The sequence below is a fragment of the Rahnella sp. PAMC25559 genome (assembly GCF_050632365.1).
GTDB lineage: Bacteria > Pseudomonadota > Gammaproteobacteria > Enterobacterales > Enterobacteriaceae > Rahnella > Rahnella rivi.
The window spans coordinates 1,503,530-1,529,473 of the sequence record NZ_CP192543.1; the positions used below are offsets into that span (position 1 = coordinate 1,503,530).

Here is a 25,944-nt window from a genome sequence, read left to right on the forward strand (position 1 = left end):
GGGTTATTTTTTTAATCATTCAATTTGTAACAGGGGAAAAGTAAATCCTGAGTGAATTCAAATGATTGAACGCAAATCATTTTTGCCCTCATTGAATACGCATTTTATGCGTAAGTCCCCTCCATGAATAAAAATACAGTGACGGCCGTTGAGTTTTATTTGTCCGATTATACTCATTCATTGTGCCTCTCATTCCGGCAGAGGCTTTTTAAGGTGATCCGAATGAATTTATCATTCAAGCCCTGGGGTATCGCAGTATTGTGCAGCGCAGGCGCGTTTGCGCTCGCCAGCGTGATGTTTATGCAAGGCTGGCTTCCGGTCAGCAGTCAGGCCGATACCACGGTTCCGGCGCCGTCCGCCCCTGTCGCACAACCCGTAACTGCTGCTGTTCCGGCCCCCGCTCCTGCGGCCTTTACTCAGGCCCAGCTTGACCAGTGGGTCGCCCCCGTGGCGCTTTATCCTGACAGCCTGCTTTCACAGGTTTTGATGGCCTCCACTTATCCCACCAACGTCATTCAGGCGGTGCAATGGTCACGCGACCATCCGCAAAGTCAGGGCGACGCCGCCGTCACTCAGGTGGCGAATGAACCCTGGGATCCGAGTGTGAAATCGCTGGTGGCGTTTCCGCAATTGCTGGCGCTGATGGGTGAAGATCCCGCGTGGGTGCAAAATCTCGGTGACGCATTTCTGGCGCAACCGGCCGACGTGATGGACACCGTGCAGAAATTTCGTCAGGTGGCGCAAAAGAGCGGGGCGCTGAAAAGCACGCCGCAGCAGAAAGTCACGGTAAAACCTGCCGCATCAGCCAGCGGAACTACCGTGGTGAAAAGCGCACCGGCGCAACAAACCATCATTATCGAATCTGCTGATCCGCAAGTGGTTTACGTGCCGAGCTACAACCCGAATGTGGTGTATGGCGCATGGCCGACACCGGCTTATCCGCCGGTCTATCTGCCGCCACCGCCGGGCCAGCAGTTCGTGAACGGTGTGGTTTCCGGGGTCGGATTCGGAGTGGGTGTGGCCGCGACCTATGCCATTTTCGGCAGCATCGACTGGGATGACGATCATCACGACGACCACCATGATGATCACCACGACGACGGCCACCATGGCGGTTCGCCGAATAATTACGTCAACGTTAACGTTAATAATTACAACCGCATATCCGGCAATAACAACAATGTGGTGAATCATCCGGGTTCACCAGCCACCGCGGGCTGGCAGCATAATGCCGCTTTCAATAATGGCGTGCCACATCGCACGGCAAACCTGAGCGGGGCCACGCAGAACCGTGCGCTGAATAATGCCGCACAACGTAATAATTACCGTGGTTTTGACGGCAATGCGGTGGGGCGTAACAACGGCGGCGTGCAAAATCAGCCGCTGGATCAACGTCGTCAGCAGGCGGCGTCGGTAATGAATAGCCGTCCGGGATTTACGTCCGGGCAAACGCACGCATCACCCCGTTCGGTGCCGCCAGCAAGACAAGGTGTCGCCTCCGACAGCCATCATATTTCCGGCCGCCAGTTGCCGCAGCATAACTCGCCCTCTCATCCGGCGTTTTCCGGCCAACAGCCGCTGTCTCAGCGCAGCGGGAATCTGCGTCAGGGGGGGGCCATGACGCACAGTTCAGCCTTCAGCGGGAATTCCAGCCGCGGGCCGTCGTGGCAGCAACAACAGGCGCGCGGTGACAGAAGCCGTCACCAGATGCGTGACTCCCTGCCTGAGCGATCTGCCGGTGCGGAAACCCATCATTTTCAGCGGCGCTAACTTTTGAGGAAAGGTAATGAAAATATGTAGCCGTCTTCTGATTTCTGCCGGTGCTCTGATGCTCCCTCTTTGCGTCTTCGCTCAGCAATCTTTTCCGCAGCCGGAGCAGGCTGCTGAGGCACTGGTTGATGCTGTGAGCAGACACGATGATGCCGCTCTGAAGCAACTTCTGGGTGATGACTGGCAGCGCTATCTGCCGCAAAAAGATGTCGATCCTGAAGAAGTCGCCCGATTCCTGCGCGACTGGGAAGTCAGCCATACGATGGTGAAACAGGGCGACGTGGCCCATCTGAACGTCGGCACGGAAAGCTGGCAGTTGCCGATACCGATAAAGCAAACGGCTCAGGGCTGGTCCTTCGATATGGTGGCCGGTGCGGCTGAAATTGCAACGCGGACCATCGGGCGCAACGAGCTTTCCACCCTTCAGGCCGTCGCGGCTTATGCCGATGCGCAGCACGCGTTCCAGCAGAGCGCCGGGCAGTATGCCCAACGGTTTATCAGCACGGACGGGCAGCACGATGGTTTGTACTGGCCGGTAAAAGAGGGCGAAGCACCCAGCCCGCTCGGCCCTGCCTTTGGGGGCGAACAGCCGGGGTCTGACTACCATGGTTATTATTTCCGTATTCTTACCGCGCAGGGTGCCAGCGCCAGCGGCGGGGCTTACAGTTATATCGACAATGGTAAGATGACGAAAGGTTTCGCGCTGATCGCCTGGCCGGTGAGTTACGGGCATACCGGTATCACCAGTTTTATAATTAATCAGCAGGGCGAGGTGTATCAGCAGGATTTAGGGGCAGACACTGATGCCGCGGCGCGGGCGATAGTCGCGTTTGATCCCGATGCCAGATGGCAGAAGGTCGACGACGGAGAATAGCCGCCAGCGTTTCGCGAATATACGCCCAAATAAGAAAGCCGTCACAGAGGTGACGGCTTTTGGTATTTCAGAAGGGCCGGTTTAAAACGCGACGACCACTTTCCCCTGCATGTGTCCATCCAGCACTTTCGCATGCGCCGCTTCGATACTCTCAACGCTCAGCCCGTGAAGCGTATCGCTCAATGTGGTCTGCACTTTCCCTTCATCAACCAGTGCGGCGACCTGCTTCAGGATTTCGCCCTGTTGCGCGATATCCGGGGTGTTGAACATGCTGCGGGTGTACATCAGTTCCCAGTGCAGGGCGGCGCTTTTCAGCTTCAGCGTGTTCATGTCCAGCGGGTGTTCATTTTCGACGATGGTACAGATGTGGCCCATCGGCGCGATCAGATCGGAAATCGACGCCCAGTGTCCGTCGGTATCATTCAGGCAAAGAATGAAATCCACCTGTTTGATACCGTGTTTCGCCAGTTCACCTTTCAGATCTTTGTAATTCACGGTCAGATCCGCACCGCGATCCAGACACCATTTGGCCGACTCGGCACGCGAGGCGGTGGCAATGACTTTCACTTTGCTGCGCAGTGACGCGAACGGGATCGCCAGCGATCCGACACCGCCAGCACCACCGATGATCAGCAGCGTTTTGTCTTCGGAGGCATTCTGAATGTTGAGATGTTCGAACAGCGCTTCCCACGCGGTCAGCGCGGTCAGAGGCATGGCGGCGGCTTCGGCCCAGTTCAGGCTTTTCGGTTTGACGGAAACAATACGTGAGTCGATCAGCTGTTCAGTCGCGTTGCTGCCTGAGCGGGTGATGTCCCCGGCGTACCAGACTTCATCACCGACATTGATGTTTTTCACCGCGCTGCCGACGGCTTTCACAATGCCGCTGGCATCCCAGCCCAGCACTTTTGGCGCGTCCAGACCGCTTTTTTGCACGCCCTTATGCACTTTGGTATCGACCGGATTGATCGACACGGCTTTCACTTCCACCAGCAGGTCGTGATCTTTTGCGACGGGTTGCGGTAATTCGACGGCGATGAAACGGGCCGGATCCTGCGGGTTCACTGCGATTGCTTTTACGGACATCTGAATTTCTCCATTTATTGCTTCGGGTATACAGACAGTCTAGCCCTGATGCGGCAAGCTGATAAGATGGACAATAACTAACAACGTGTTCGTCTCAGGTGAACAATCATGTTTAAACAATTGCAGGACATGGCGCTGTTCGCGCTGGTGGCGGAATGCGGCAGTTTCACTCAGGCAGCCAAACGTGCCGGTTTGCCGAAATCCAGCGTCAGCCAGCGCATCAGCCAGCTGGAGAAATCCGTCGGCCTGCGGTTGCTCAACCGCACCACGCGCCAGCTGAATCTGACCTTCGCCGGGGAACGCTATCTGATCCACTGTCAGGAAATGATGCAGGCCAGCGAAAGGGCGGAACTGGCGATCCGCCGTTTGCGTGATAACCCGAGCGGGCGATTGCGCATCACCAGCCCGGCAGGTCTTGGCGCGACGTTGCTGGCGCGCATGAACGTCGAATTCCAGAAACGTTATCCGGATGTGTCGCTGGAAGTGTCGGTATCCGATGCGATGGTCGATCTGGTGCAGGAAGGGTTCGACATTGCGCTGCGCACCGGCAAACCGCAGGACTCCTCACTGATTGGCCGTGAACTGGGACATTGTCCGCGCTATCTGCTGGCGTCTCCGGCGTACCTTGCCCGGCATCCTGCGCTGGAGTCGCCGCAGCAGCTGGCAGCGCATCATTGCATCGCCCACCGCGCCTGGTCGGAATGGGTGCTACATCGCGGCGATACCTATCACCGCTGGTTACTGCCCTCGGCACATACCACCGACAATTTGCTGTATGCGCGGGAGTGCGCGCTGGCTGGCGCAGGCATCACCCTGTTACCGGCGTTTTTATGTCACAGCGAAGTGGCGGAAGGCACGCTGGTGCGCGTGCTGCCGGCGTGGGAAGCCGAAGGAAATGATTTGTATCTGGTCTATCCGGGGCGAAAACTGAATTCACCGGCGCTGGCCTGTTTTATTGAGTTCATGCTGGAAGAATACGGTTTTGCAAAGAGTTACAGTGAGGCGCTGGCGGGATAGGGGCAGTGGATTGATGGCATAAAAAAAGGCCCGTTTCCGGGCCTCAGAGACATCAGTAAAAAGATTACTTGATGATTTTCTTGTATTTGATGCGCTTCGGCTCTAACGCTTCGGCACCCAACGTACGTTTTTTATATTCTTCGTATTCGGTGAAGTTACCTTCGAAGAATTCGACTTTACCTTCATCCTGATAATCGAGGATGTGGGTCGCGATACGGTCAAGGAACCAGCGGTCATGGGAAATGACCATGGCGCAGCCCGGGAACTCCAGCAAGGCGTTTTCCAGTGCGCGCAGGGTTTCAATGTCGAGATCGTTGGTCGGTTCATCGAGCAGCAACATGTTACCGCCAACCTGCAGCAGTTTAGCCAGATGCAGACGACCACGCTCACCGCCGGACAGTTCGCCGACGCGTTTGCCCTGATCAACACCTTTGAAGTTGAAGCGGCCCACGTAGGCACGGCTTGGCATTTCGGTGGTGCCGATACGCATGATGTCCTGACCGCCGGAGACTTCTTCCCACACGGTTTTGCTGTTGTCCATGGAATCACGGAACTGATCCACGGAGGCCAGTTTCACGGTATCGCCCAGCTCAATCGTGCCGCCGTTCGGTTGTTCCTGACCCGACATCATGCGGAACAGCGTGGATTTACCCGCGCCGTTCGGACCGATGATCCCGACGATCGCGCCTTTCGGCACGGTGAAGGACAAATCGTCGATCAGAACGCGATCGCCGTATGATTTGCTCAGGTTTTTCACTTCAACGACTTTATCGCCCAGGCGCGGACCCGGTGGAATAAACAGTTCGTTGGTTTCGTTACGTTTCTGGTATTCGGTACTGTTCAGCTCTTCAAAGCGTGCCAGACGGGCCTTGCCCTTAGACTGACGGCCTTTCGCGCCCTGACGTACCCATTCCAGCTCTTTCTCGATAGATTTACGACGAGCGGCTTCAGAAGAGGCTTCCTGCGCCAGACGTTCATCTTTCTGTTCCAGCCAGCTGGAGTAGTTACCTTCCCACGGAATACCTTCACCACGGTCAAGCTCAAGGATCCATCCGGCAACGTTATCGAGGAAGTAACGGTCATGCGTGATCGCCACAACGGTGCCTTCGAAGTCGTGCAGGAAGCGTTCCAGCCAGGCCACGGATTCTGCATCCAGGTGGTTGGTCGGTTCGTCGAGCAGCAGCATGTCTGGTTTTTCCAGAAGCAGGCGGCACAATGCCACACGGCGACGTTCACCCCCGGACAGGGTAGCGACTTTAGCATCCCAGTCGGCCAGACGCAGCGCATCGGCGGCGCGTTCCAGCTGGCTGTTCAGGTTGTGGCCGTCATGCGCCTGAATGATCTCTTCCAGACGACCTTGTTCGGCGGCCAGTTTATCGAAATCAGCCTCCGGATCGGCGTACAGCGTGTACACCTCATCAAGGCGTTTTAACGCGCCAACGACTTCAGAAACGGCTTCTTCCACGGACTCACGCACGGTGTGTTCCATGTTCAGTTGCGGTTCCTGCGGCAGATAGCCGATTTTCAGGTCGGGTTGCGGGCGTGCTTCACCTTCGATGTCGGTATCGATACCGGCCATGATGCGCAGCAGCGTGGATTTACCTGAACCGTTCAGACCCAGAACACCGATTTTGGCGCCAGGGAAGAAACTCAGGGAGATGTTCTTAAGAATATGACGCTTCGGCGGAACAACTTTGCCGAGGCGATGCATGGAATATACGTATTGAGCCACGTTGTTTTGAGCCTCTTTCTCTGCGGGCCGTGCGTGTGTGCCGGATCAGAACAGGTTGATCCAACGGGCGCTGCGGCGAATTAAGCCAGCCCCGCCTGACTGCGGCATGACTGATAAGGGTTCCGACCGGCAAGTTTAGCGTGTTTCAGTCGTGTTCCCAACCATCAGCTTCACAGTAAGACGAGAATGTTGCTGGCGCAGTGTCAGGCAGTCAGTATTTAACCGGCAGTCAGGGCGATTTCTCCGGATTCACTGGCGGGGCGCAGAGGGTGAGGGCGGCCAACAAACATACCGGAAGTCAGAATGTCTGTGAGTTTAACCACATGATAAATCGCCTGTTTGTTGTGTGTTTTGACCTTGCGCTTAATATTGCCTTTGTGCGATGCGACGGTTTTTTGTTTGATATTCAGATGCTGTGAAATGTTCAGCGTATCCAGCCCTGACATCCACATTTTCAGAATGCTGAACTCGGTGCGGCTCAGGCTGACCGGAGTGAGATCTAACGGCACCCCGATTTCTATCGCGCGTGAGATTTGCAGGTTGTGGGCGATAAGCTGATAGATAGTGGTCGTGCGGATGGATTTCGACACAATGATGACGTTGTGGCGGATCGGGACATAGTTCTGGTAATTCAGGTTATCTTTGGAAATAAACACAAAAAACAGCGTGCCGGGATGGGCGTTGATCACGGCTTTTAACGCCAGGCCCGCCTGCACATCCGACATAAAGCAGTCTTCATTTACAAAGATGATTTCAGGCGTCAGAGACTTGCAGGCAGTTTGCAGCTCAGTAATGTCCTTTAGCGAAAGAATGTCTTTCTGATGTTGTCCGTTGAGTTGCAAAAGTGACTGCAATGCCAGCTGTGTGTAAAAGCACTTATCTACAATGAGCGATGACATCGTGAGTTACCTATTTTTGGCTCCATGTGGTTCTGCTTGCGCAGAAAGAGCTCGTTTTTATGAAACTGCTGAGGATCTATCGGGTAGTGTCCGGAAAATCGCCGGTGAGCGGGGAAGCTGAAATGGCTGTGCGCCGGGAATACCCTTGGGCAGAGTAATAAGTCGGGGGCGGGTTGATGTAAATCAGTTGTACGGGCTTTGGGATGTATTGTGTGAAATTTGAGACGAAATGAGCGCCGGTGAGGCTGAATTATTTGAATATGTTACTTTTATGACAAAAAAACCGGGCTACAGAATATAGCCCGGCAGGTTGCAGTAAGGTCAGACTTTTTTGCGGATGTAGCGGTTAACCAGCCATTTTTCGATTTCGACGATAATGAAGATCATCGCACCGACCACCAGCGTAATTCCCCAGAATTTCAGTGGCATTGGCACGGTGCCGAACAGGTTGTTCATCACCGGCAGGTAAATCAGCGCCAGCTGCAACACCAGTAATACGCCGGAGACAATCCACAGACCTTTGTTGACGAACACTTCGCGGGTCAGCGGGAAACGGTCCATGACGCGGCAGTTAAACATGTACACCCACTGCGCGGTGACCAGCGTCTGCAACAGCACGGTGCGGATAAGATCGCTGCTGTAGCCACGCGGCTGCATCCAGGCTTCGAGGATAAAGGCGCTGCAGGCGATCAGAATCCCCACGAACGCGATACGCCAGACAGAGTACAGGTCGAGAACGTGCTGACCCGGTGCGCGCGGTGCGCGACGCATCATGCCTTTCTCCGCGGGCTCGAAGGCCAGACCGAAAGAGAGCGTGGTCGAGGTGGCCATGTTCATCCATAAGATCTGCACCGGGGTGAGCGGAATAACCGCGCCGGCCAAAATCGCCAGGATGATCAGCAGCCCCTGCGCGAGGTTAGTCGGTAAAATAAACAGAATGGTTTTCTTGAGGTTGTCGTATACCCGACGCCCTTCTTTCACCGCACTGGCAATCGTCGCAAAGTTGTCATCGGTAAGCACCATGTCAGCCGCTTCTTTGGTGACTTCAGTCCCTTTGATGCCCATCGCGATGCCGACGTCGGCTTGTTTCAGCGCGGGCGCATCGTTCACGCCATCGCCGGTCATGCCCACCACTTCACCGGTATCCTGTAACGCTTTTACCAGACGCAGCTTATGCTCAGGGCTGGTTCGGGCGAAAATATCGTACTGACTGGCGGCAATCGCCAGCTCGGTGTCATCCATGTGCTCCAGCTGGTAGCCGGTGATGGAGTCGCCGCTGTTACCGATGCCAAGCATTTTACCGATAGCCATCGCCGTTTCCTGGTGGTCACCGGTGATCATTTTCACGCGGATCCCGGCCTGCTGGCACTGGGCAATGGCGTCAATCGCTTCGGGACGCGGTGGATCCATCATCCCGGCAATACCGGCGAAGACCAGACCGTCCTGCAAATCATCATGATCCAAATCGCCGTTGATCTCTGGCTCATCTTTAAACGCCGCTGCGACCATGCGCAGACCCTGACGGGCATAGCGCGCCATTTCTTCTTCCCAGTATGCGCGGCGGAAAGGGGTGATGCCGTTTTCAGTCAGCTCAAATTTAGCCAGCGAGAACAGAACATCCGGTGCGCCGGTCAGGAACAGCTGCGTTTTGCCGTCAATGCGTTGCAGGGTAGACATGTATTTGTGTTTGGAATCGAACGGAATTTTATCCAGTGGCTCGACCTTGCCGGTGTTCAGATTCGATTTGGCTGCCAGCACTTTCAGGGCGCCGGACGTGGGCCCGCCGGTGATGCCCCAGTGGCCTTTATCGTCCTGCATCAGCTGGCTGTCGTTACACAGATCCACGGCGGTGATGAAGGTATTGAGCACCGGCGTGTTGATCACATCGACCTGTTTGTGCGTTTGCGCGTCAACGATGCGGCCTTTCGGCTGGTAGCTTTCGCCTTCGACGTTATAGACGCGGTCTGCCAGGATGACGGCCTTGACGGTCATTTCATTCATGGTGAGCGTGCCGGTTTTATCCGAGCAGATCACGGTCATGGAACCCAGGGTTTCGACAGTCGGCAGCTTACGGATAATGGCGTGATTACGCGCCATCGACTGAACGCCCAGGGAGAGAATAATCGAGATAATGGCCGGTAAACCTTCCGGCACCGAGGCGACAGCCAGGCTAATCAGCGACAACAGCAGCTCGCCGAGTGGCATATCACGCAGGATGAAAGCGAAGACGAACAGGAACGCCATCATCAGTAAAATCAGGGCGAAAATGCCTTTGCCCAGTTTGTCGATTTGCTGCAACAGCGGCGTACGCTGCGGCTTAATCGCCGACATCATCTGATTGATGTGGCCGAGTTCGGTGTCTTTACCGGTGGCATAAACCACACCGGACGCGGTACCGCCGCTGATCATCGTGCCGGAGAACAGCAGATTGTGGCGATCGCCAATCATCACTTCGCCATCGATCACATGGGCATTTTTGGTCACAACGGTGGATTCACCGGTGAGGATCGCTTCTTCGACCTGCAGGTTATGGGCGCTGATAATGCGCAGGTCAGCCGGAATTTTGTCGCCGGGACGCAGCTGCACGATATCACCGGGCACAAGCTGGTCGGCATTGATGGTTTGCACCTGTCCGTCGCGCAGCACGACGGCCTGGCTTGAGAGCATATTCTGAATACTTTTCAGTGACTTCTCTGCGCTGTTTTCCTGCAAAAAGCCAATCATCGCGTTGACAACCGCCACGCCGAGGATCACAAAGGTATCGACCCAGTGGCCCATCGTGCCGGTCACCACCGCAGCCGCCAGCAGGATATAAATCAGAACATCATTGAAGTGCGCCAGAAAACGCATCAGCGCGCTATTGGTTTGTTTTTCAGGTAATGCATTCGGCCCGTATTCTTTCAGACGTTCGGTCGCATCCAGCGGGTTCAGACCATTTTCACCGGTACCCAGACGCAACATGGCTTCTTTACCGCTCAGCTGATACCAGGTTTTGTTATCTGGCGGTGCTGAAGAAGAAGGGCTGGCATTCGTTTTTACTGCACTAGATGAATGGTTCATAATGTTTTCCGTAAGCGAGTAAAGGAGTGTCGCTGATTAATTAATTCACCGATGTAATGGCGGAGAATATTAAGACCGCTTTTACAATATGAGTGAGATGATAATTTAATCGTATTTAAGGTTTTTGATCTGAGTTAAGAAATACTTTGTTACGTTCGCTTTTAATATTTTTTTTCAGTAAAAACAAGTAAATATAAATTTTAAGATTATCCGTATTAATGCATTTTCATTTAACAATCGTTTAGGAATTAAATATCAATGTAAATTAGCGTAAATATATCTCAGCTTTGTTATGGGCTTATTATTTATGTGATAGTAAGGAAGCTATCTATTATCATGAATAATCCTAAGAATATTGTTATTCACTCATTAATAATGCGGGTATTACCTCGCGTGAAGTAAAGGTGTGAAGTAAAAACGTCCGGCCACGTCTGGTAACCGCGCACTGCTTGCACCACACTGTGTAAAGTTTGTGATGTCGCGGCGGCATTACTTCAATTTTAAAAATGAATCGATTAGCGTAGGCGAGGTCTGAATAACGCATAACGGTTCCGGCAAGAATTTCAGAGCGTCTGCAGGGCAATTCCTGTGCAGTCTGCGCAGCAAGAAACACAACCCGCGAGGATAAAGGTAAGTATGGTCAAGGTGGACAGATGGCACTCGCTGGCAATGAGCATGTTGCTGGTGACGGTTTCGGGCGTGGCGAAAGCAGATTCCCTCGACGCACAGCGTCAGCATTACATGCAGATTAAACAGGCATGGGACAGCAACCAGATGGATGTCGTCAGTCAACTGATGCCAACGCTGGAAGATTATCCGCTTTATCCCTACCTCGAATACCGTCAGCTGACGCAGGATCTTGGCGAGGCGACGCCTGCCCAGATCAACGCTTTTGTGAAAGCGAACCCGACATTACCGCCTGCGCGCTCGTTGCCTTCTCGTTTCGTCAACGAGCTGGCGCGCCGTCAGGACTGGAACAGCCTGCTTTCTTTCAGCCCGCAGCCACCGAAGCCCGTCGCTGCCCGCTGTAACTACTATTATGCAAAATGGGCGACCGGCGATCAGAAAACGGCCTTCGACGGCGCCAAAGACATCTGGCTGACCGGCACTTCATTGCCGAACACCTGCGATAAACTGTTCAACGTGTGGCAGGGCGCCGGGAATCAAACCGCGCTGACCACATTGCAGCGTATCGGTCTGGCGATGAAGGCCGGGAATACCAACCTGGTTAACTTCCTGGCGAAACAGTTGCCACCGGATTATCAGACCATGCGCGATGCGCTGCTGGCGCTGCAAAACAATCCCAACACGATTGAAAGCTTTGCACGCAGCGTAGGGCCGACCGATTTCACCCGTAACGCGACCAGCATTACGTTCGCCCGTATTGCGCGCGATGATTCAGAAAATGCGCGTTCGATGATCCCGGTGCTGGCACGGTTGCAGAAGATGAGCGACAGCGATCGTCTTGAACTGGAAGAGGCTGTCGCCTGGCGCTACATGGGCAGCGATGTCACCTCCGAACAGGCGGCATGGCGCGATAACGTGATTCTGCGCAGCCATTCCACCACGCTGGTGGAACGTCGCATCCGTATGGCGCTGGCCGCCGGCGACCGTCAGGGCTTAAGCCAGTGGCTGGAACGTTTGCCGCAGGACGCGCTGCAAGAAGACGAATGGCAGTACTGGCGTGCCTCAGTGATGATCGACAAGGGGCAGAAAACGCAGGGCGAGGCGATGCTGCGCACCTTGATGAAAGGGCGTGGTTTCTATCCGATGGCCGCGGCTCAGAAGCTGAATGTCGCGTATCCGATGCAGATTTCCGTTGCCGCCAGACCGGATGCCAGCATTGGCAAATTGCCGGAAGTGGCGCGCGTTCGCGAGCTGATGTACTGGCAGATGGATAATCTGGCGCGCACCGAGTGGAGCTATCTGGTGAGCAGCCGCAGTGAAACTCAGCAGTCGGCGCTGGCACGTTACGCTTTCGAGCAAAAATGGCCGGATCTGAGCGTACAGGCGACCATCACCGGCAAGCTGTGGGATTATCTGGAAGAGCGATTCCCGCTGGCGTGGCCGGATGAATTCCGCCGTGCGACCAATGATAAAGGCATCACGCAAAGTTATGCGATGGCGATTGCGCGTCAGGAAAGTGCGTGGAATCCTAAAGCCCGTTCGCCGGTTGGCGCGGCGGGTCTGATGCAGGTCATGCCTGCCACTGCGCAGCACACGGTGGATATGTTCAGTTTGCAGGGTTACAGCAATCCGGCGCAGTTGCTGGATCCGCAGATGAATATCACCATCGGTACCAGCTATCTGGAATACGTCTATCAGATGTTTGGCCGCAACCGTATTCTTGCGAGCGCTGCTTACAACGCCGGGCCTTCGCGTGTGAATACCTGGCTTGGCAACAGTGCGGGCAGGGTCGATTCTGTCGCCTTTGTCGAAAGCATCCCGTTCTCTGAAACACGCCGATATGTTAAAAATGTGTTGGCATATGATGCGTTTTATCGCTATTTTTTACATCAACCCGCCAAAATATTGACGGATGCCGAATGGCAGAGGCGTTACTGATCGCCGGTGGTCTATGTTAAACTGCCGTACTAGTTCAATAGTATGGCAGCCAAACATGACTCAACGACCGCTCAATGACCCTGCTCTTTCCCAACAAGGCAATGAGGACTGGCAGTGCTTTCTGGCACTGCTACAGCAATCTTTTGCTGAAAATCTGCATCAGGATCTCTTGCAACTGCTGCTGACGCCCGACGAACGTGCGGCGCTCGGCACACGGGTGCGGATTATTCAGGAGCTGATGCGCGGGGAGATGAGCCAGCGGGAGCTGAAGAGTCAGTTAGGTGCGGGGATCGCCACGATTACGCGCGGTTCCAACGGCCTGAAGAATGCGCCGGCACCGCTGAAGGCATGGCTGGGAGAGCAACTGTTGACAGAAGGATCTTCGGCAGACAAAACGGACGACTGATGCGTCCGTTTTGATCGTAAAATTAATGTGTCAGCGATCTTATCTGATAAACCGCATTATGGAAGGGCGCTAAGGCCAGTACCAGCGCCTGATGGTAAACACTGGTGCGGGTCAGTTTCCCTGCTGTAAACACGCCAATGGCACCGCCTTTGCGTTTCACTTCTGCGATACCCGTCAGTTTTTCCATCTCATCCCCCAGTTCACTGCCCTGGTTGATTCCCTGTAAAATGATTTCAGGTAACATCAGGCTGGCTGAGCGGGATTCACCGCGCTGGTGCATGTTCTCAATCACCATCCAGGCGAACGTCATATTGTCTTCGATACCGGCTTCCACGCCGACCCAGAAGTCAGCTTCCGGGCGAACCTGACGTGCGCCGATCACGCGATGACGCGCTCCGGTGCGGGTTTCATTGCTGCCGATGGGCTGATTGGGCACACCACTGTCGACGTCAACACCTTCGATGCGGAATGCCTCAGCGCCGAAAATATCTTCAAAAGCCATGGCGATAGCTTTGATCTTTGCCGGGTTAGTGGTTGCAGCGACAACATGGTACATAGAGTTTTAGCATCCTTTAGCAAATTTCACGCAGTATAACGGAAAACACTCATGTTACAGGTATATCTCGTCCGTCATGGCGAAACAGAATGGAACGCAGCGCGCCGTATTCAGGGGCAGTCAGACAGCCCGCTGACGGAAAAAGGTCTTTTTCAGGCCCGTCAGGTGGCGGAGCGTGTGCGCAACGAAGGCATCACTCACGTTATCACCAGTGATTTGGGGCGTACCCGTCACACCGCACAGATTATCGCTGATGCCTGTGGCTGTGAAGTGATCAACGAACCGCGCCTGCGGGAGTTGCATATGGGCGTACTCGAAGAGCGTATTCTCGATGGTCTGACGGAACAGGAAGAAATCTGGCGTAAGCAGATGGTGGACGGTTCGCCGGAAGGGCGTATTCCACAAGGCGAAACCATGACCGAACTGGCAACCCGGATGCGCGCCGCGCTCGACAGCTGTCTGGATCTGCCTGCGGGCAGCAAGCCTCTGCTGGTCAGCCACGGCATTGCGCTGGGCAGTCTGATCAGTACGATCCTGGGGTTGCCTGCTTATGCTGAGCGTCGTCTGCGGTTGCGTAACTGCTCGCTGTCGCGAGTCGATCATCAGGAAAGCGCCTGGCTGGCGAGTGGCTGGATAGTGGAAACAGCGGGCGATATCTCACATCTGGATCAGCCCGCTTTGGACGAATTACAACGCTAACGCCAGAGGCGTTAGCGGCGGATTGGGATCAGGTAATCACATTCTATTTCGGTCGGCGTCGTACCCGGCGCCCGGCCGTTGGTGTAGAAGCGTTCGATGTCCTGTCCCTTTCTGCGCGTCAGTTTCAGGGTCGGCAGACAGGTGCCGTACAAGGTCAGAATGAATTCCTGCAAATGCTCAGGCGTGCCACTGTAGTGGAACATGGCATATTCCCCTTCCTGTAACACAATCGGCTGACCTTCAACGTTTTCCGGCAAATGATTCGGTTCCAGCGCCGTGGTGTACATGACTTCCTGCTCATCATCCTTTTCCTGACTTGGACGCGAATGGTGCAGACCGTAGAGGACTGGCGGCAGGGTTTTCGCTTCACCAATGTACTGGCGCCAGAAGTGACGGCGCATCTCGTTACGGTACGTGGTAATTTGCTCCAGCGTACAGGCGTAACTCTGCGTCATCCCAATCAGGTGTTGTTCCGGCAGTGAGATATACTCAGGCTGCGGCAGAATGAAAGCACCGAGACGGATCGGCGGACAAATGCCGAACGAATGCCAGTCTTCAGCACGGCGATACAGTGCAGGCGTCTGGGCAAACTGTTTTTTAAAGGCCCGGGTAAACGTTTGTTGAGAGTCAAAACGGTATTGCAGGGCGATATCTAAAATCGGGCGGCTGGTGAGACGAAGTGCGACGGCCGCTTTAGAGAGACGACGTGCGCGTATGTATGCGCCAATAGCGTTATTGGTGACATCTTTAAACATGCGCTGCAGGTGCCACTTGGAATAGCCAGCCTTGGCAGCGACATTGTCGAGTGACAAAGGCTGGTCTAAATGGGTTTCTAACCAGCTAAGAAGGTCACGAATGATTCCTGCTTGATCCATAGATCGTCCTCGTTGAGCTAAGATAAATGCACAGAATGATGGTCGGCATAATAGCAACTTTTTCGAGATAAGACTTCTTAAGAATTTTTTGGCTATCTGTGCTATTCGCGGGTGTTACAGAGTATTTCACTCTGAAAGTGTGAATAAACGCTTTCTGAATGGGGTTTCTATAGAAAACAACGTCATGCTTATGACGTGGAGTAACTTAATGAAAAAGTGTTGGATTTTTGTTTTTGGGATGTTTGTTTTTTGTTCTGGCGCTGCGCATGCAGAGCAGGTGGGGTCGGTGGATACGGTCTTTAAACTGTTCGGTCCGGATCACAAGATCGTGGTCGAGGCCTTTGATGATCCTGATATTAAAAATGTAACCTGTTATATCAGCCGTGCAAAAACCGGCGGTATTAAGGGCGGGCTGGGTCTGGCGGAAGATACTTCTGATGCTGCGATTTCCTGTCAGCAGGTCGGGCCGATTGAACTGAGTGACAAAATTAAACAAGCGAAAGACAAGGGGGAAGTTGTTTTTCAGAAACGGACATCACTGGTGTTTAAAAAGCTTCAGGTGGTTCGGTTCTACGATGAGAAACGCAACGCCCTTATTTATCTGAGCTACTCCGATAAAGTCGTAGATGGTTCGCCGAAAAATGCGCTGAGCGCCGTGCCGATCATTCCCTGGGGGCATCCGGCACCGTAAATCAGGGTGTCATCCTGCGATAGAAAAGGCCAGCTTTCGCTGGCCTTTTACGTTTGATACCTGTGGCAACAGAACGGTTGGCAACCTTCTGTATGCGGGCCGGGGATCAGTCTTCCAGATCACCGCAGAAACGGTAGCCTTCGCCGTGAATGGTGGCGATGATTTCTGGTGTGTCAGGCGTCGCTTCGAAATGCTTACGGATGCGACGGATAGTCACGTCCACCGTACGGTCATGAGGTTTCAGCTCACGGCCAGTCATTTTCTTCAGCAAATCGCCACGGGTTTGGATCTTGCCCGGGTTTTCACAGAAGTGCAGCATGGCGCGGAATTCACTGCGCGGTAATTTGTACTGCTCACCCTGAGGGCTGATCAGTGAACGGCTGTTGATGTCTAATTCCCAGCCATTAAATTTGTAGCTTTCTACCAGACGACGTTCTTCACCGGCAGTACCCAGGTTCATCGTGCGGGAAAGCAGGTTGCGAGCGCGGATGGTCAGCTCACGTGGGTTGAACGGCTTGGTGATGTAATCATCAGCGCCAATTTCAAGACCCAGAATTTTATCAACTTCATTGTCGCGGCCGGTCAGGAACATCAGTGCAACGCTGGCTTGTTCACGCAGTTCGCGTGCCAGCAGCAGGCCATTTTTGCCCGGCAGGTTGATGTCCATGATAACCAGATTGATGTCATTTTCGGACAGGATGTGGTGCATTTCTGCGCCATCATTGGCTTCATGTACCATGTAGCCTTCTGCTTCAAAAATGCTCTTTAACGTATTACGTGTCACTAACTCGTCTTCGACGATCAGAATATGTGGGGTCTGCATGATTGCTACCTAAGATTGCCAACAAATAGAAAATAGGAGTACAGAAGTCCTTGTTATCCCGATGAATTTCGACGGCTTACTGGCCATCTCACTCGTTACATGACTAAAGTACGTAAACGCGTTCTCGATGCAATTTCCATCAACGGCAACAACATCGCAAGCTCGGTCAGGGATTCCACTTTCTGCAGTTCCACGTGGTCCTAAAGCGGCGCATATCCTAACCCTATTAACAGCAATATAACAGCGAGTGCCGAAATTACCACCCAACAAAACTACGGTTTGTTGACATATATCAAGTTCAATTGTAGCACGGTAACAGAAACGTGAAAAACACTTATAAGAATGCACGCTTGAGTCACATTTCGTCCTTTATTGTACACGATTCAGCAATTCATTAAGTTGACCGAGATAAATGCAAAAAATGGATGAGTGAGTATTATATATCCTTATGAAAAATAATGATTTAAATTTTAATAAAGTTTGCTTAACCGCGCCAGCACCTTTTTTTACTGTCAGCTTCGGTTTTCCGATAAAATGGATGAATATATTCCGTCGGCTGTTAAGTTCTTGTGAATAATATAAGCATTGAATAAGGTCTGGCGCAGGGCAAAAATTCATCGCTGAACCACACCCGACATTATCTCTCCCACTCTTTGCGAAGGTACGACATGCAACTTCATATTATTTTGGTTTCACCTGCGCGCCCTGAAAATGTCGGGGCGGCGGCACGAGCCATGAAAACCATGGGCTTCGCATCCTTGCGTATTGTCGACAGCGAAGCGCATCTGAAACCGGAAGCGGGCTGGGTGGCGCATGGTTCGCAGGAGATCCTGCAAAATGCCCTGCATTTCACCACGCTGGCGGAGGCACTGGCCGATATCGATTTTACGGTGGCGACCACTGCCCGCAGCCGTGCGCGGTTCCACTATTACTGCACACCGCCGGAGTTGCTGACGCAGCTGGAAGAAAAAAGTCAGTGGGTGAACCATGCGGCGCTGGTGTTTGGGCGTGAAGATTCAGGCCTGACGAACGAAGAGCTTGAGCTCGCCGACATCCTCACCGGTGTGCCGATGGTGGCTGATTATCCGTCTCTGAATCTCGGGCAGGCGGTGATGGTTTTCTGTTACCAGCTGTCGTCACTCAACCAGGTTGCCGCTGCGCGGGCGGAAAATGCCGAGGCAGGGCAGTTGTCTGCCTTGCGTTCGCGGGTGGGCCGATTACTGGAAAACGTCGGGGCTGAAGATGATCAAAAACTGGCCGACTGGGTGCATCAGCGCCTCGGACTTTTGCAGCAGCGGGATGCTGCAATGCTGCACACTTTGCTGCATGACATCGAAAAAAAGCTGAACCAATGATGTGAGGGGTTTATTCTTTACGGTAGTGCAATATTCCGGATAAACTGAATAATCCTGCTATTTGAACTGGAATTTGCTTTACGCGCAGCGGATTGTTCATTTTGTTTCGACCGTGACCGTCAGCGTAAAACCAGAAAAAATTTGACTTGTTGTGCCTTATGCTTTAGCTAATAGAGGCAGACAGCGTAAAAACTCTAAGACAGACAGAAGATAAAAATGCGAATCATCAGCCTGAACACAACAATTATTACCACCACCGATACCACAGGTAACGGGGCGGGCTGACGCGTACAGGAAAAAAGAAAAAAGCCCGCACCTAACCAGTGCGGGCTTTTTTTTTAACACTTTAAAACGACGAGCTTCAGGAGAGAATCAGAAATGCGAGTGTTGAAATTTGGCGGGACCTCGGTAGCAAACGCAGAACGCTTCTTGCGGGTTGCGGACATTATGGAAAGCAATGCGCGTCAGGGACAGGTCGCAACGGTATTATCTGCACCTGCCAAAATTACCAACTATCTGGTCGCCATGATTGAGCGAACTGTCGCAGGACAGGACATTCATACCATCATGAGTGATGCAGAAAGCATTTTCGGACAGCTGATCTCGGGTCTGGCGGACGCACAACCGGGCTTTGATCTGGCAAAAGTGAAAGCCTATGTGGATCAGGAATTCGCTCAGCTCAAACAGTTGCTGCACGGCATCACCCTGCTGGGCCAGTGCCCGGACAGCGTCAACGCCTCGATCATCTGTCGTGGCGAAAAACTCTCTATTGCCATCATGGAAGCCGTATTTATTGCCAAAGGCTTTGGCGTCACCGTGATCAATCCGGTTGAGAAGCTGCTCGCACAAGGCCATTACCTTGAATCCACCGTAGATATCAATGAATCCACCCGTCGCATTGCGGCAAGTGCCATTCCCGCTGACCACATTGTGCTGATGGCCGGTTTCACCGCCGGTAACGACAAAGGCGAACTGGTGGTGCTGGGGCGCAACGGCTCTGACTATTCCGCCGCCGTGCTGGCAGCGTGTTTACGCGCTGACTGCTGCGAGATCTGGACCGATGTTGACGGCGTGTATACCTGTGACCCGCGCATTGTGCCCGATGCCCGCCTGCTGAAATCGATGTCGTATCAGGAAGCGATGGAGCTGTCGTACTTTGGTGCGAAAGTGCTCCATCCGCGTACCATCCTGCCTATTGCTCAGTTCCAGATCCCTTGTCTCATCAAAAACACCACTAACCCGCAGGCGCCGGGTACCCTGATTGGCAGTGAAAGCCTTGGCGATAACACGCCGGTGAAAGGCATTACCAACCTGAACAACATGGCGATGATCAACGTGTCCGGGCCGGGTATGAAAGGGATGATCGGCATGGCGGCGCGCGTTTTTGCGGTGATGTCCCGTTCTGGTATTTCCGTTGTGCTGATCACTCAGTCTTCGTCTGAATACAGCATCAGTTTCTGTGTGCCGCAAAATGAGCTGGAACGCGCGCGTAAGGCGCTGGAAGACGAATTCTATCTTGAACTGAAAGACGGCCTGCTTGAGCCGCTCGACGTGATGGAAAAACTGGCGGTGATTTCCGTGGTCGGCGACGGCATGCGGACGCTGCGCGGGATCTCGGCGAAATTCTTCTCTGCGCTGGCGCGTGCCAACATCAATATTGTGGCGATTGCCCAGGGTTCTTCTGAGCGTTCAATTTCTGTTGTCGTCAATAACGACGATGCGACTACCGGTGTGCGTGTCAGCCACCAGATGCTGTTTAACACCGATCAGGTGATCGAAGTGTTCCTGATCGGCGTCGGCGGTGTGGGTGGCGCGTTGATCGAACAGATCCGCCGTCAGCAGGCATGGCTGAAAACCAAACATATCGATCTGCGCGTTTGCGGTATCGCCAATTCCCGCGCATTGCTGACCAACGTTCACGGCATCGCGCTCGACAGCTGGCAGCAGGAGCTGGCCGCGGCGAAAGAGCCGCTGAATCTGGGGCGCCTGATCCGTCTGGTCAAAGAATATCATCTGCTCAATCCGGTGATTGTCGACTGCACGTCCAGCCAGGAAGTGGCCGATCAGTATGCCGATTTCCTGACAGACGGTTTCCACGTTGTCACGCCGAACAAAAAAGCCAACACCTCATCGATGAATTACTACCACCAGTTGCGTAAAGCAGCAGATGGTTCGCGCCGTAAATTCCTGTACGACACCAACGTCGGTGCGGGTTTGCCGGTGATCGAAAACCTGCAAAATCTGCTGAACGCCGGTGACGAACTGCTGCGATTCTCCGGCATCCTTTCCGGTTCGTTATCGTTCATCTTCGGTAAACTGGATGAAGGCATGTCACTGTCTGCGGCGACCTTGCAGGCGAAGGAAATGGGCTATACCGAGCCGGATCCGCGTGATGATCTTTCCGGTATGGACGTTGCCCGTAAGTTGCTGATTCTGGCGCGTGAAGCCGGATACAAGCTGGAGCTGACGGATATCGAGGTGGAATCTGTTTTACCGTCGTCCTTCAATGCAGAAGGCAACGTGAATGAATTTGTGGCGCGTCTGCCGGAACTGGATGCACAATTCGCCAAACGCGTGGCCGAGGCTACCGCAGAGGGCAAGGTACTGCGTTATGTCGGTGCTATCGAAGAGGGGCGTTGCAAAGTGAAAATCGATGCCGTCGATGGTAATGACCCGCTTTATAAAGTAAAAAATGGTGAGAATGCGCTGGCGTTTTATAGTCGCTATTATCAGCCGTTGCCGCTGGTTCTGCGTGGTTACGGTGCCGGTAATGATGTGACGGCAGCAGGTGTGTTTGCCGATCTTTTGCGAACGCTGTCATGGAAGTTAGGAGTTTAATATGGTTAAGGTGTATGCCCCGGCTTCAATTGGGAACGTCAGCGTCGGTTTCGACGTGCTGGGCGCGGCAGTTTCTCCGGTGGACGGTACGCTGCTCGGCGACTGTGTGTCGGTTGAAGCTGCCACAGAATTTAGCCTGAAAAGTGAAGGCAAGTTTGTCTCCAAACTGCCAGACCGCATGGAAGACAACATTGTCTATCAGTGCTGGCAGCGTTTCTGTCAGGAAATCGGCAAGGAAGTGCCGGTGGCGATGACGCTGGAAAAAAACATGCCGATCGGATCCGGTCTGGGTTCCAGCGCATGCTCGGTGGTTGCCGGTCTGATGGCGATGAATGAATTCTGCGGCAAGCCGTTGAGTGAAAACCAGATGCTGTCGCTAATGGGAGAGCTGGAAGGGCGAATTTCCGGCAGCGTACATTTTGACAACGTCGCGCCGTGCTATCTGGGCGGCATTCAGCTGATGCTGGAAGAGCTGGATATCATCAGCCAGAACGTGCCGAGTTTTGACGACTGGCTGTGGGTGATGGCGTATCCGGGGATTAAAGTTTCAACGGCGGAAGCGCGGGCAATCTTACCGGCACAGTATCGCCGCCAGGATTGCATCAGCCATGGCCGTTATCTGGCGGGCTTTATTCACGCCTGCCATGCCCAGCAACCCGCGCTGGCGGCGAAGCTGATGAAAGACGTGATTGCTGAACCGTATCGCACTCGTCTGCTGCCGGGCTTTGCGGAAGCACGCACCGCCGCAGAAGAAATCGGTGCGCTGGCCTGCGGGATTTCCGGTTCCGGCCCGACGCTGTTTGCAGTGTGTAACGACAGCGCCACGGCGAAACGCATGGCTGACTGGCTGCAGGCGCACTATCTGCAAAATGACGAAGGTTTTGTTCATATTTGTCGTCTTGATACCGCGGGCGCGCGGGTATTGGGATAACTCGAAAATTTACTGGGATAACAAATGAAACTGTACAACCTGAAGGATCACAACGAGCAGGTCAGCTTTGCTCAGGCCGTCAAACAAGGTTTAGGAAAACAGCAGGGTTTATTCTTCCCGCTGGATCTGCCTGAATTTGAACTGACCGAAATTGACCGCTTGCTGGAGCTGGATTTCGTCACCCGCAGCAGCCATATTCTTTCTGCTTTCATCGGCGATGAAATCCCTGAAGAAGCGTTACATCAGCGTGTGAAAAACGCGTTTGCCTTCCCGGCGCCGGTCGCCAAAGTGGAAGAAGACATCGCCTGCCTGGAGCTGTTCCACGGCCCGACGCTGGCGTTTAAAGATTTCGGCGGCCGCTTCATGGCGCAGATCCTGACTCAGGTATCTGGCGACCAGCCGGTGACCATTCTGACCGCAACCTCCGGGGATACCGGTGCGGCAGTGGCGCATGCTTTCCACGGTATGAAAAATGTGCGCGTTGTTATTCTGTATCCGCGCGGCAAAATCAGCCCGCTGCAGGAAAAACTGTTCTGTACGCTCGGTGGCAATATTCATACCGTGGCGATTGATGGCGATTTCGATGCCTGTCAGGCGCTGGTCAAGCAGGCCTTTGATGATGAAGAGCTGAAACACGCGCTGAAGCTGAACTCAGCGAACTCCATCAACATCAGCCGTCTGCTGGCGCAGATCTGCTATTACTTCGAGGCCGTTGCCCAATTGCCGCAGGAAGCGCGCAATCAGCTGGTTGTGTCTGTACCAAGCGGTAACTTCGGCGATCTGACCGCCGGTTTGCTGGCGAAATCTCTGGGCCTGCCAATCAAACGCTTTATTGCGGCAACTAACGCCAACGACACGGTGCCACGTTTCCTGTCTAACGGGGAATGGGAACCGAAGAAAACCGTCGCGACGCTGTCGAATGCGATGGACGTCAGCCAGCCTAACAACTGGCCGCGCGTGGAAGAGTTGTACCGCCGCAAGATCTGGCAGCTGAAAGATCTCGGTTTTGGTGCCGTCAGCGATGACACTACCGAAGATGCGATGCGCGAGCTGGCGGACCTCGGTTATATCTCTGAGCCGCACGCCGCCATTGCTTACCGCGTGCTGCGCGATCAGCTGCAACCGGGCGAGTTCGGCCTGTTTATCGGTACCGCGCACCCGGCGAAATTCAAAGAAAGCGTGGAAACGATTTTGGGTCAGGATATCGGCTTGCCGAAAGAACTGGCTGAACGCGCGGATTTACCACTGCTGTCGCATAACCTGCCGGCTGATTTCAGCGAAATGCGTGCGTTCCTGATGGCACTACCTGAATAAAGACGGTGCGTCAGAAAGGCAAAAGCCCTCTTCAGGAGGGCTTTTTTATGTCTGTCATTCAGGGAAATCAGCGTTCAGGGCGGGTAAATACCAGCTCATTGCCCTGTGAACGTGATTCATCAAATGCGTAACCTTCCAGATTGAAATCCTGAAGCTGTTTCGGCTTATCCAGACGCTCTTTGATGATAAACCGGCTCATCAGACCGCGGGCTTTTTTGGCGTAGAAGCTGATGACTTTGTATTTGCCATTTTTTTCATCGAGGAAGACGGGCTTGATGATCTCGCCATCCAGAAGTTTAGGTTTCACCGCTTTGAAATATTCGTCGGAGGCCAGGTTCACCAGCACTTTGCTTTTCTGTTCGCTGAGCAACAGGTTCAGTTTCTCAGTCAGTAAATCGCCCCAGAAAGCATAAAGATTCGTGCCCTGCGGATTTTCCAGGCGGATACCCATTTCCAGACGGTAGGGCATCATCAGATCCAGCGGACGCAGCAGGCCATACAAACCGGACAACATGCGCAGATGTTTCTGGGCAAAATCGAAGTCTTTCTCGCTGAAATCTTCTGCCTGTAAGCCGGTATACACGTCCCCTTTGAAGGCAAGCAGCGCCTGACGCGCATTCTTCGGCGTGAAATCTGGCTGCCAGTCGTTAAACCTTTCCGCGTTCAGATGGGCCAGTTTGTCGCTGATCCCCATCAGGGAAGATATCTGCGCAGGGGACATTTTACGCGCCACGGTGATCAGCTCACTGGATTTATCCAGCAGTTCAGGCTGGGTGTAGCGCGTTGTCGCAAGCGGGCTTTCGTAATCGAGCGTTTTAGCAGGAGAAATAATGGTCAGCATAGTGCGTCCGTTTGGTCAGTGACGGTTCAGATTCAGGAATTTTTCGTTGCACTACTGTAGCAAAAAAGTCAGTGAAATAGCGCGCTGGTGAAAATAACAGCGATAGGGAAAATCAGTTTTGATGCGGATTTTTATCCCAGATACCCGGCTCAAGCTGGCCGCGCAGTTCAGGAAAATGGTTCGGATTAAACACGGGGATTTTCCCCATGCGCTGCTGACGTTCATAGTCTTTCACGACCTTGACGGCAATGCCTGACAGCAACAGCAGGGCGGTCAGATTGAGAAGGGCCATCAGAGCCATGAAGATATCCGCCAGTTTCCATAAGACCTGTAATTCCATCAGGCAGCCGCCGAATACCATCGCAATCACCAGTAAACGAAAAGCCAGTAATTTCCCGCCCCTTTCGCTGCGCACAAAGCCGAGGTTGTTTTCCGCATAGGCGTAATTTCCGCAGATGGAGGTGAAAGCAAACGTAAACACCAGTGCCGCCAGTACGACATTGCTCCAGCCCGGTATCGCAGGAGAAATGGCCTGATGGAGCAGGGCAATTCCGGACGGTGCACCGGGATTTGCGAGCGCGCCGGAGGTCAAAATGATCAGCGCCGTCGCGGTACAAATCACTACCGTATCGATAAATACGGCCAGCATCTGGTTAAAACCCAGCGCCGCCGGATGACTTACCGAGGCCATTGCGGCGGCGTTAGGCGAGGATCCGACACCCGCTTCGCTGGCGAACACACCGCGCTGCATGCCCTGCGTGATGGCCTGCGTCATACCATACGCCAGCGCACCGGAAGCCGCTTCCTGCAAACCAAAGGCGCTTTTGAACACCAGCGCCAGAACCTGCGGCAGTTTTTCCACATGATGACCAATGACCCAGACAGCCAGCAGCAAATAGCCGAGGGCGATGAAGGGCATGAGTTTGTTCGCCAGCCGCGTTATCGCGCTTATGCCGCCAAAAATCAGTATGGCCGTCAGTGCGGCCAGTACGAAGGAGGTGGTCAGCGCGGGCGTGTCTAAAAACCGGGAGGAGGCCTGTGCGATAGCATTGGCCTGCAAGGCGATAAAAATGAATCCGCAGGAAATGACGATCAAAATGGAAAACAGGATGCCCATCCAGCGCATGCCCAGACCTTTCTCCATGTAATCCGCGGGGCCGCCACGGAAACGACCTTTGTTGCCGGGGCTTTTATAAATTTGCGCCAGCGTATTTTCTATCATCCCGGTGGCCATACTGAATACCGCAATCACCCACATCCAGAATATGGCCCCGGGCCCGCCCAGGGTTAGCGCAATCGCCACGCCGGTCAGATTCCCCGTCCCCATTCTTGAGGACATGCTCAGGCAAAATACGCTCCATGCGGACAAGCCCCGGGCGTCGGGATGACGTTTGAACGGTGCGCGGGAAAAGAGATGGCGAAAGCGGCGGAACTGAATAAAGCCGAGGCGGAAGCTGAGATAAATACCGGTGCCTAACAACAGATAAATCAGGATCGAACTCCAGAGAACTGTATCGAAAAATTCCAGTAACTCATTCATGACTTATCCTTGTTTGATTTACCTTTCATCATTTTTATCCACTCCGTGCGTACGCCTCGCTGCGGGAGGGCTAAC

Annotated in this window: 21 protein-coding genes and 1 other annotated feature; of the genes, 12 read left to right on the forward strand and 9 right to left on the reverse strand. The window is 53.7% G+C overall.

Features of this window, described 5'->3' with window-relative positions; translation table 11 throughout:
- The first annotated feature begins 222 nt into the window (after positions 1–222).
- Positions 223–1,770 (forward strand): DUF3300 domain-containing protein, encoded by a 1,548-nt coding sequence (locus ACQZQY_RS08295; RefSeq protein WP_431296921.1) that lies wholly within the window; start codon positions 223–225, stop codon positions 1,768–1,770.
- 16 nt (positions 1,771–1,786) lie between these two features.
- Positions 1,787–2,644 carry a DUF2950 domain-containing protein gene (locus ACQZQY_RS08300; RefSeq protein ID WP_431296922.1) on the forward strand — a complete coding sequence of 286 codons (858 nt, stop codon included), beginning with the start codon at positions 1,787–1,789 and terminating at the stop codon, positions 2,642–2,644.
- A gap of 81 nt (positions 2,645–2,725) precedes the next feature.
- On the opposite strand, the gene ACQZQY_RS08305 is transcribed toward ACQZQY_RS08300, so the two are convergent.
- Positions 2,726–3,727, reverse strand: a complete 1,002-nt coding sequence (locus ACQZQY_RS08305; RefSeq protein WP_431296923.1) for a zinc-binding alcohol dehydrogenase family protein — start codon at positions 3,725–3,727, stop codon at positions 2,726–2,728.
- Positions 3,728–3,835: 108 nt separating this feature from the next.
- On the opposite strand from ACQZQY_RS08305, the gene ACQZQY_RS08310 reads away from it, so the two are divergent.
- Entirely contained in the window at positions 3,836–4,744 is a 909-nt protein-coding gene (locus ACQZQY_RS08310) for a LysR family transcriptional regulator (protein WP_056776699.1), read from the forward strand.
- A gap of 64 nt (positions 4,745–4,808) precedes the next feature.
- Here the strand turns inward: ACQZQY_RS08310 and ettA are convergent, their stop codons facing one another.
- The 3 genes from ettA to ACQZQY_RS08325 all read right to left on the reverse strand — a co-directional run bounded on the left by ettA (position 4,809) and on the right by ACQZQY_RS08325 (position 10,435).
- Positions 4,809–6,476 carry an energy-dependent translational throttle protein EttA gene (gene ettA / locus ACQZQY_RS08315; RefSeq protein ID WP_072158104.1) on the reverse strand — a complete coding sequence of 556 codons (1,668 nt, stop codon included), beginning with the start codon at positions 6,474–6,476 and terminating at the stop codon, positions 4,809–4,811.
- 218 nt (positions 6,477–6,694) lie between these two features.
- A complete protein-coding gene (gene rcsA / locus ACQZQY_RS08320) occupies positions 6,695–7,375 on the reverse strand; it encodes a transcriptional regulator RcsA (protein WP_056776706.1) in 681 nt (226 codons plus the stop codon).
- Between the two features lie 321 nt (positions 7,376–7,696).
- A complete protein-coding gene (locus tag ACQZQY_RS08325; protein ID WP_431296924.1) occupies positions 7,697–10,435 on the reverse strand; it encodes a cation-transporting P-type ATPase in 2,739 nt (912 codons plus the stop codon).
- A 636-nt stretch (positions 10,436–11,071) separates the two neighbouring features.
- On the opposite strand from ACQZQY_RS08325, the gene sltY reads away from it, so the two are divergent.
- Together sltY and trpR are read left to right on the forward strand one after the other, a co-directional pair.
- Positions 11,072–13,000, forward strand: a complete 1,929-nt coding sequence (gene sltY / locus ACQZQY_RS08330) for a murein transglycosylase (protein WP_221298172.1) — start codon at positions 11,072–11,074, stop codon at positions 12,998–13,000.
- A 55-nt stretch (positions 13,001–13,055) separates the two neighbouring features.
- On the forward strand, positions 13,056–13,406 hold the full coding sequence (gene trpR, locus ACQZQY_RS08335) for a trp operon repressor (RefSeq protein WP_056776717.1): 351 nt from the start codon (positions 13,056–13,058) through the stop codon (positions 13,404–13,406).
- A 22-nt stretch (positions 13,407–13,428) separates the two neighbouring features.
- Here trpR and yjjX read toward each other — a convergent pair whose 3' ends face one another.
- Entirely contained in the window at positions 13,429–13,962 is a 534-nt protein-coding gene (gene yjjX / locus ACQZQY_RS08340) for an inosine/xanthosine triphosphatase (protein ID WP_056776720.1), read from the reverse strand.
- 51 nt (positions 13,963–14,013) lie between these two features.
- Between yjjX and gpmB the strand changes: the two genes are divergently transcribed.
- Positions 14,014–14,661, forward strand: coding sequence for a 2,3-diphosphoglycerate-dependent phosphoglycerate mutase GpmB (gpmB, locus tag ACQZQY_RS08345; RefSeq protein WP_056776725.1), 648 nt, complete (start codon positions 14,014–14,016; stop codon positions 14,659–14,661).
- Between the two features lie 11 nt (positions 14,662–14,672).
- Here the strand turns inward: gpmB and robA are convergent, their stop codons facing one another.
- Positions 14,673–15,536, reverse strand: a complete 864-nt coding sequence (robA, locus tag ACQZQY_RS08350) for an MDR efflux pump AcrAB transcriptional activator RobA (RefSeq protein ID WP_431296925.1) — start codon at positions 15,534–15,536, stop codon at positions 14,673–14,675.
- 208 nt (positions 15,537–15,744) lie between these two features.
- Between robA and creA the strand changes: the two genes are divergently transcribed.
- Positions 15,745–16,227 carry a protein CreA gene (gene creA, locus ACQZQY_RS08355; RefSeq protein WP_056776733.1) on the forward strand — a complete coding sequence of 161 codons (483 nt, stop codon included), beginning with the start codon at positions 15,745–15,747 and terminating at the stop codon, positions 16,225–16,227.
- A gap of 106 nt (positions 16,228–16,333) precedes the next feature.
- Here the strand turns inward: creA and arcA are convergent, their stop codons facing one another.
- Positions 16,334–17,050, reverse strand: a complete 717-nt coding sequence (gene arcA / locus ACQZQY_RS08360) for a two-component system response regulator ArcA (protein WP_056776736.1) — start codon at positions 17,048–17,050, stop codon at positions 16,334–16,336.
- 668 nt (positions 17,051–17,718) lie between these two features.
- On the opposite strand from arcA, the gene ACQZQY_RS08365 reads away from it, so the two are divergent.
- The 5 genes from ACQZQY_RS08365 (at position 17,719) to thrC (ending at position 23,488) form a co-directional block, all read left to right on the forward strand.
- On the forward strand, positions 17,719–18,405 hold the full coding sequence (locus ACQZQY_RS08365; RefSeq protein WP_056776742.1) for a tRNA/rRNA methyltransferase: 687 nt from the start codon (positions 17,719–17,721) through the stop codon (positions 18,403–18,405).
- 216 nt (positions 18,406–18,621) lie between these two features.
- Positions 18,622–18,690, forward strand: coding sequence for a thr operon leader peptide (thrL, locus tag ACQZQY_RS08370; RefSeq protein WP_071823645.1), 69 nt, complete (start codon positions 18,622–18,624; stop codon positions 18,688–18,690).
- Positions 18,629–18,745: a sequence feature (Thr leader region), on the forward strand. Its footprint overlaps the gene before it by 62 nt.
- Before the next feature lie 38 nt (positions 18,746–18,783).
- On the forward strand, positions 18,784–21,243 hold the full coding sequence (thrA, locus tag ACQZQY_RS08375; protein ID WP_122094232.1) for a bifunctional aspartate kinase/homoserine dehydrogenase I: 2,460 nt from the start codon (positions 18,784–18,786) through the stop codon (positions 21,241–21,243).
- 1 nt (position 21,244) lies between these two features.
- Positions 21,245–22,174, forward strand: a complete 930-nt coding sequence (gene thrB / locus ACQZQY_RS08380; protein ID WP_431296926.1) for a homoserine kinase — start codon at positions 21,245–21,247, stop codon at positions 22,172–22,174.
- A gap of 24 nt (positions 22,175–22,198) precedes the next feature.
- A complete protein-coding gene (gene thrC / locus ACQZQY_RS08385) occupies positions 22,199–23,488 on the forward strand; it encodes a threonine synthase (RefSeq protein WP_431296927.1) in 1,290 nt (429 codons plus the stop codon).
- 67 nt (positions 23,489–23,555) lie between these two features.
- Here the strand turns inward: thrC and yaaA are convergent, their stop codons facing one another.
- Both yaaA and ACQZQY_RS08395 read right to left on the reverse strand, forming a co-directional pair.
- A complete protein-coding gene (yaaA, locus tag ACQZQY_RS08390; protein WP_056776757.1) occupies positions 23,556–24,329 on the reverse strand; it encodes a peroxide stress protein YaaA in 774 nt (257 codons plus the stop codon).
- A 112-nt stretch (positions 24,330–24,441) separates the two neighbouring features.
- The gene (locus ACQZQY_RS08395; protein ID WP_431296928.1) at positions 24,442–25,869 is read right to left on the reverse strand and encodes an alanine/glycine:cation symporter family protein; all 1,428 of its coding nucleotides are present in this window, start codon (positions 25,867–25,869) and stop codon (positions 24,442–24,444) included.
- Positions 25,870–25,944 lie beyond the last annotated feature (75 nt).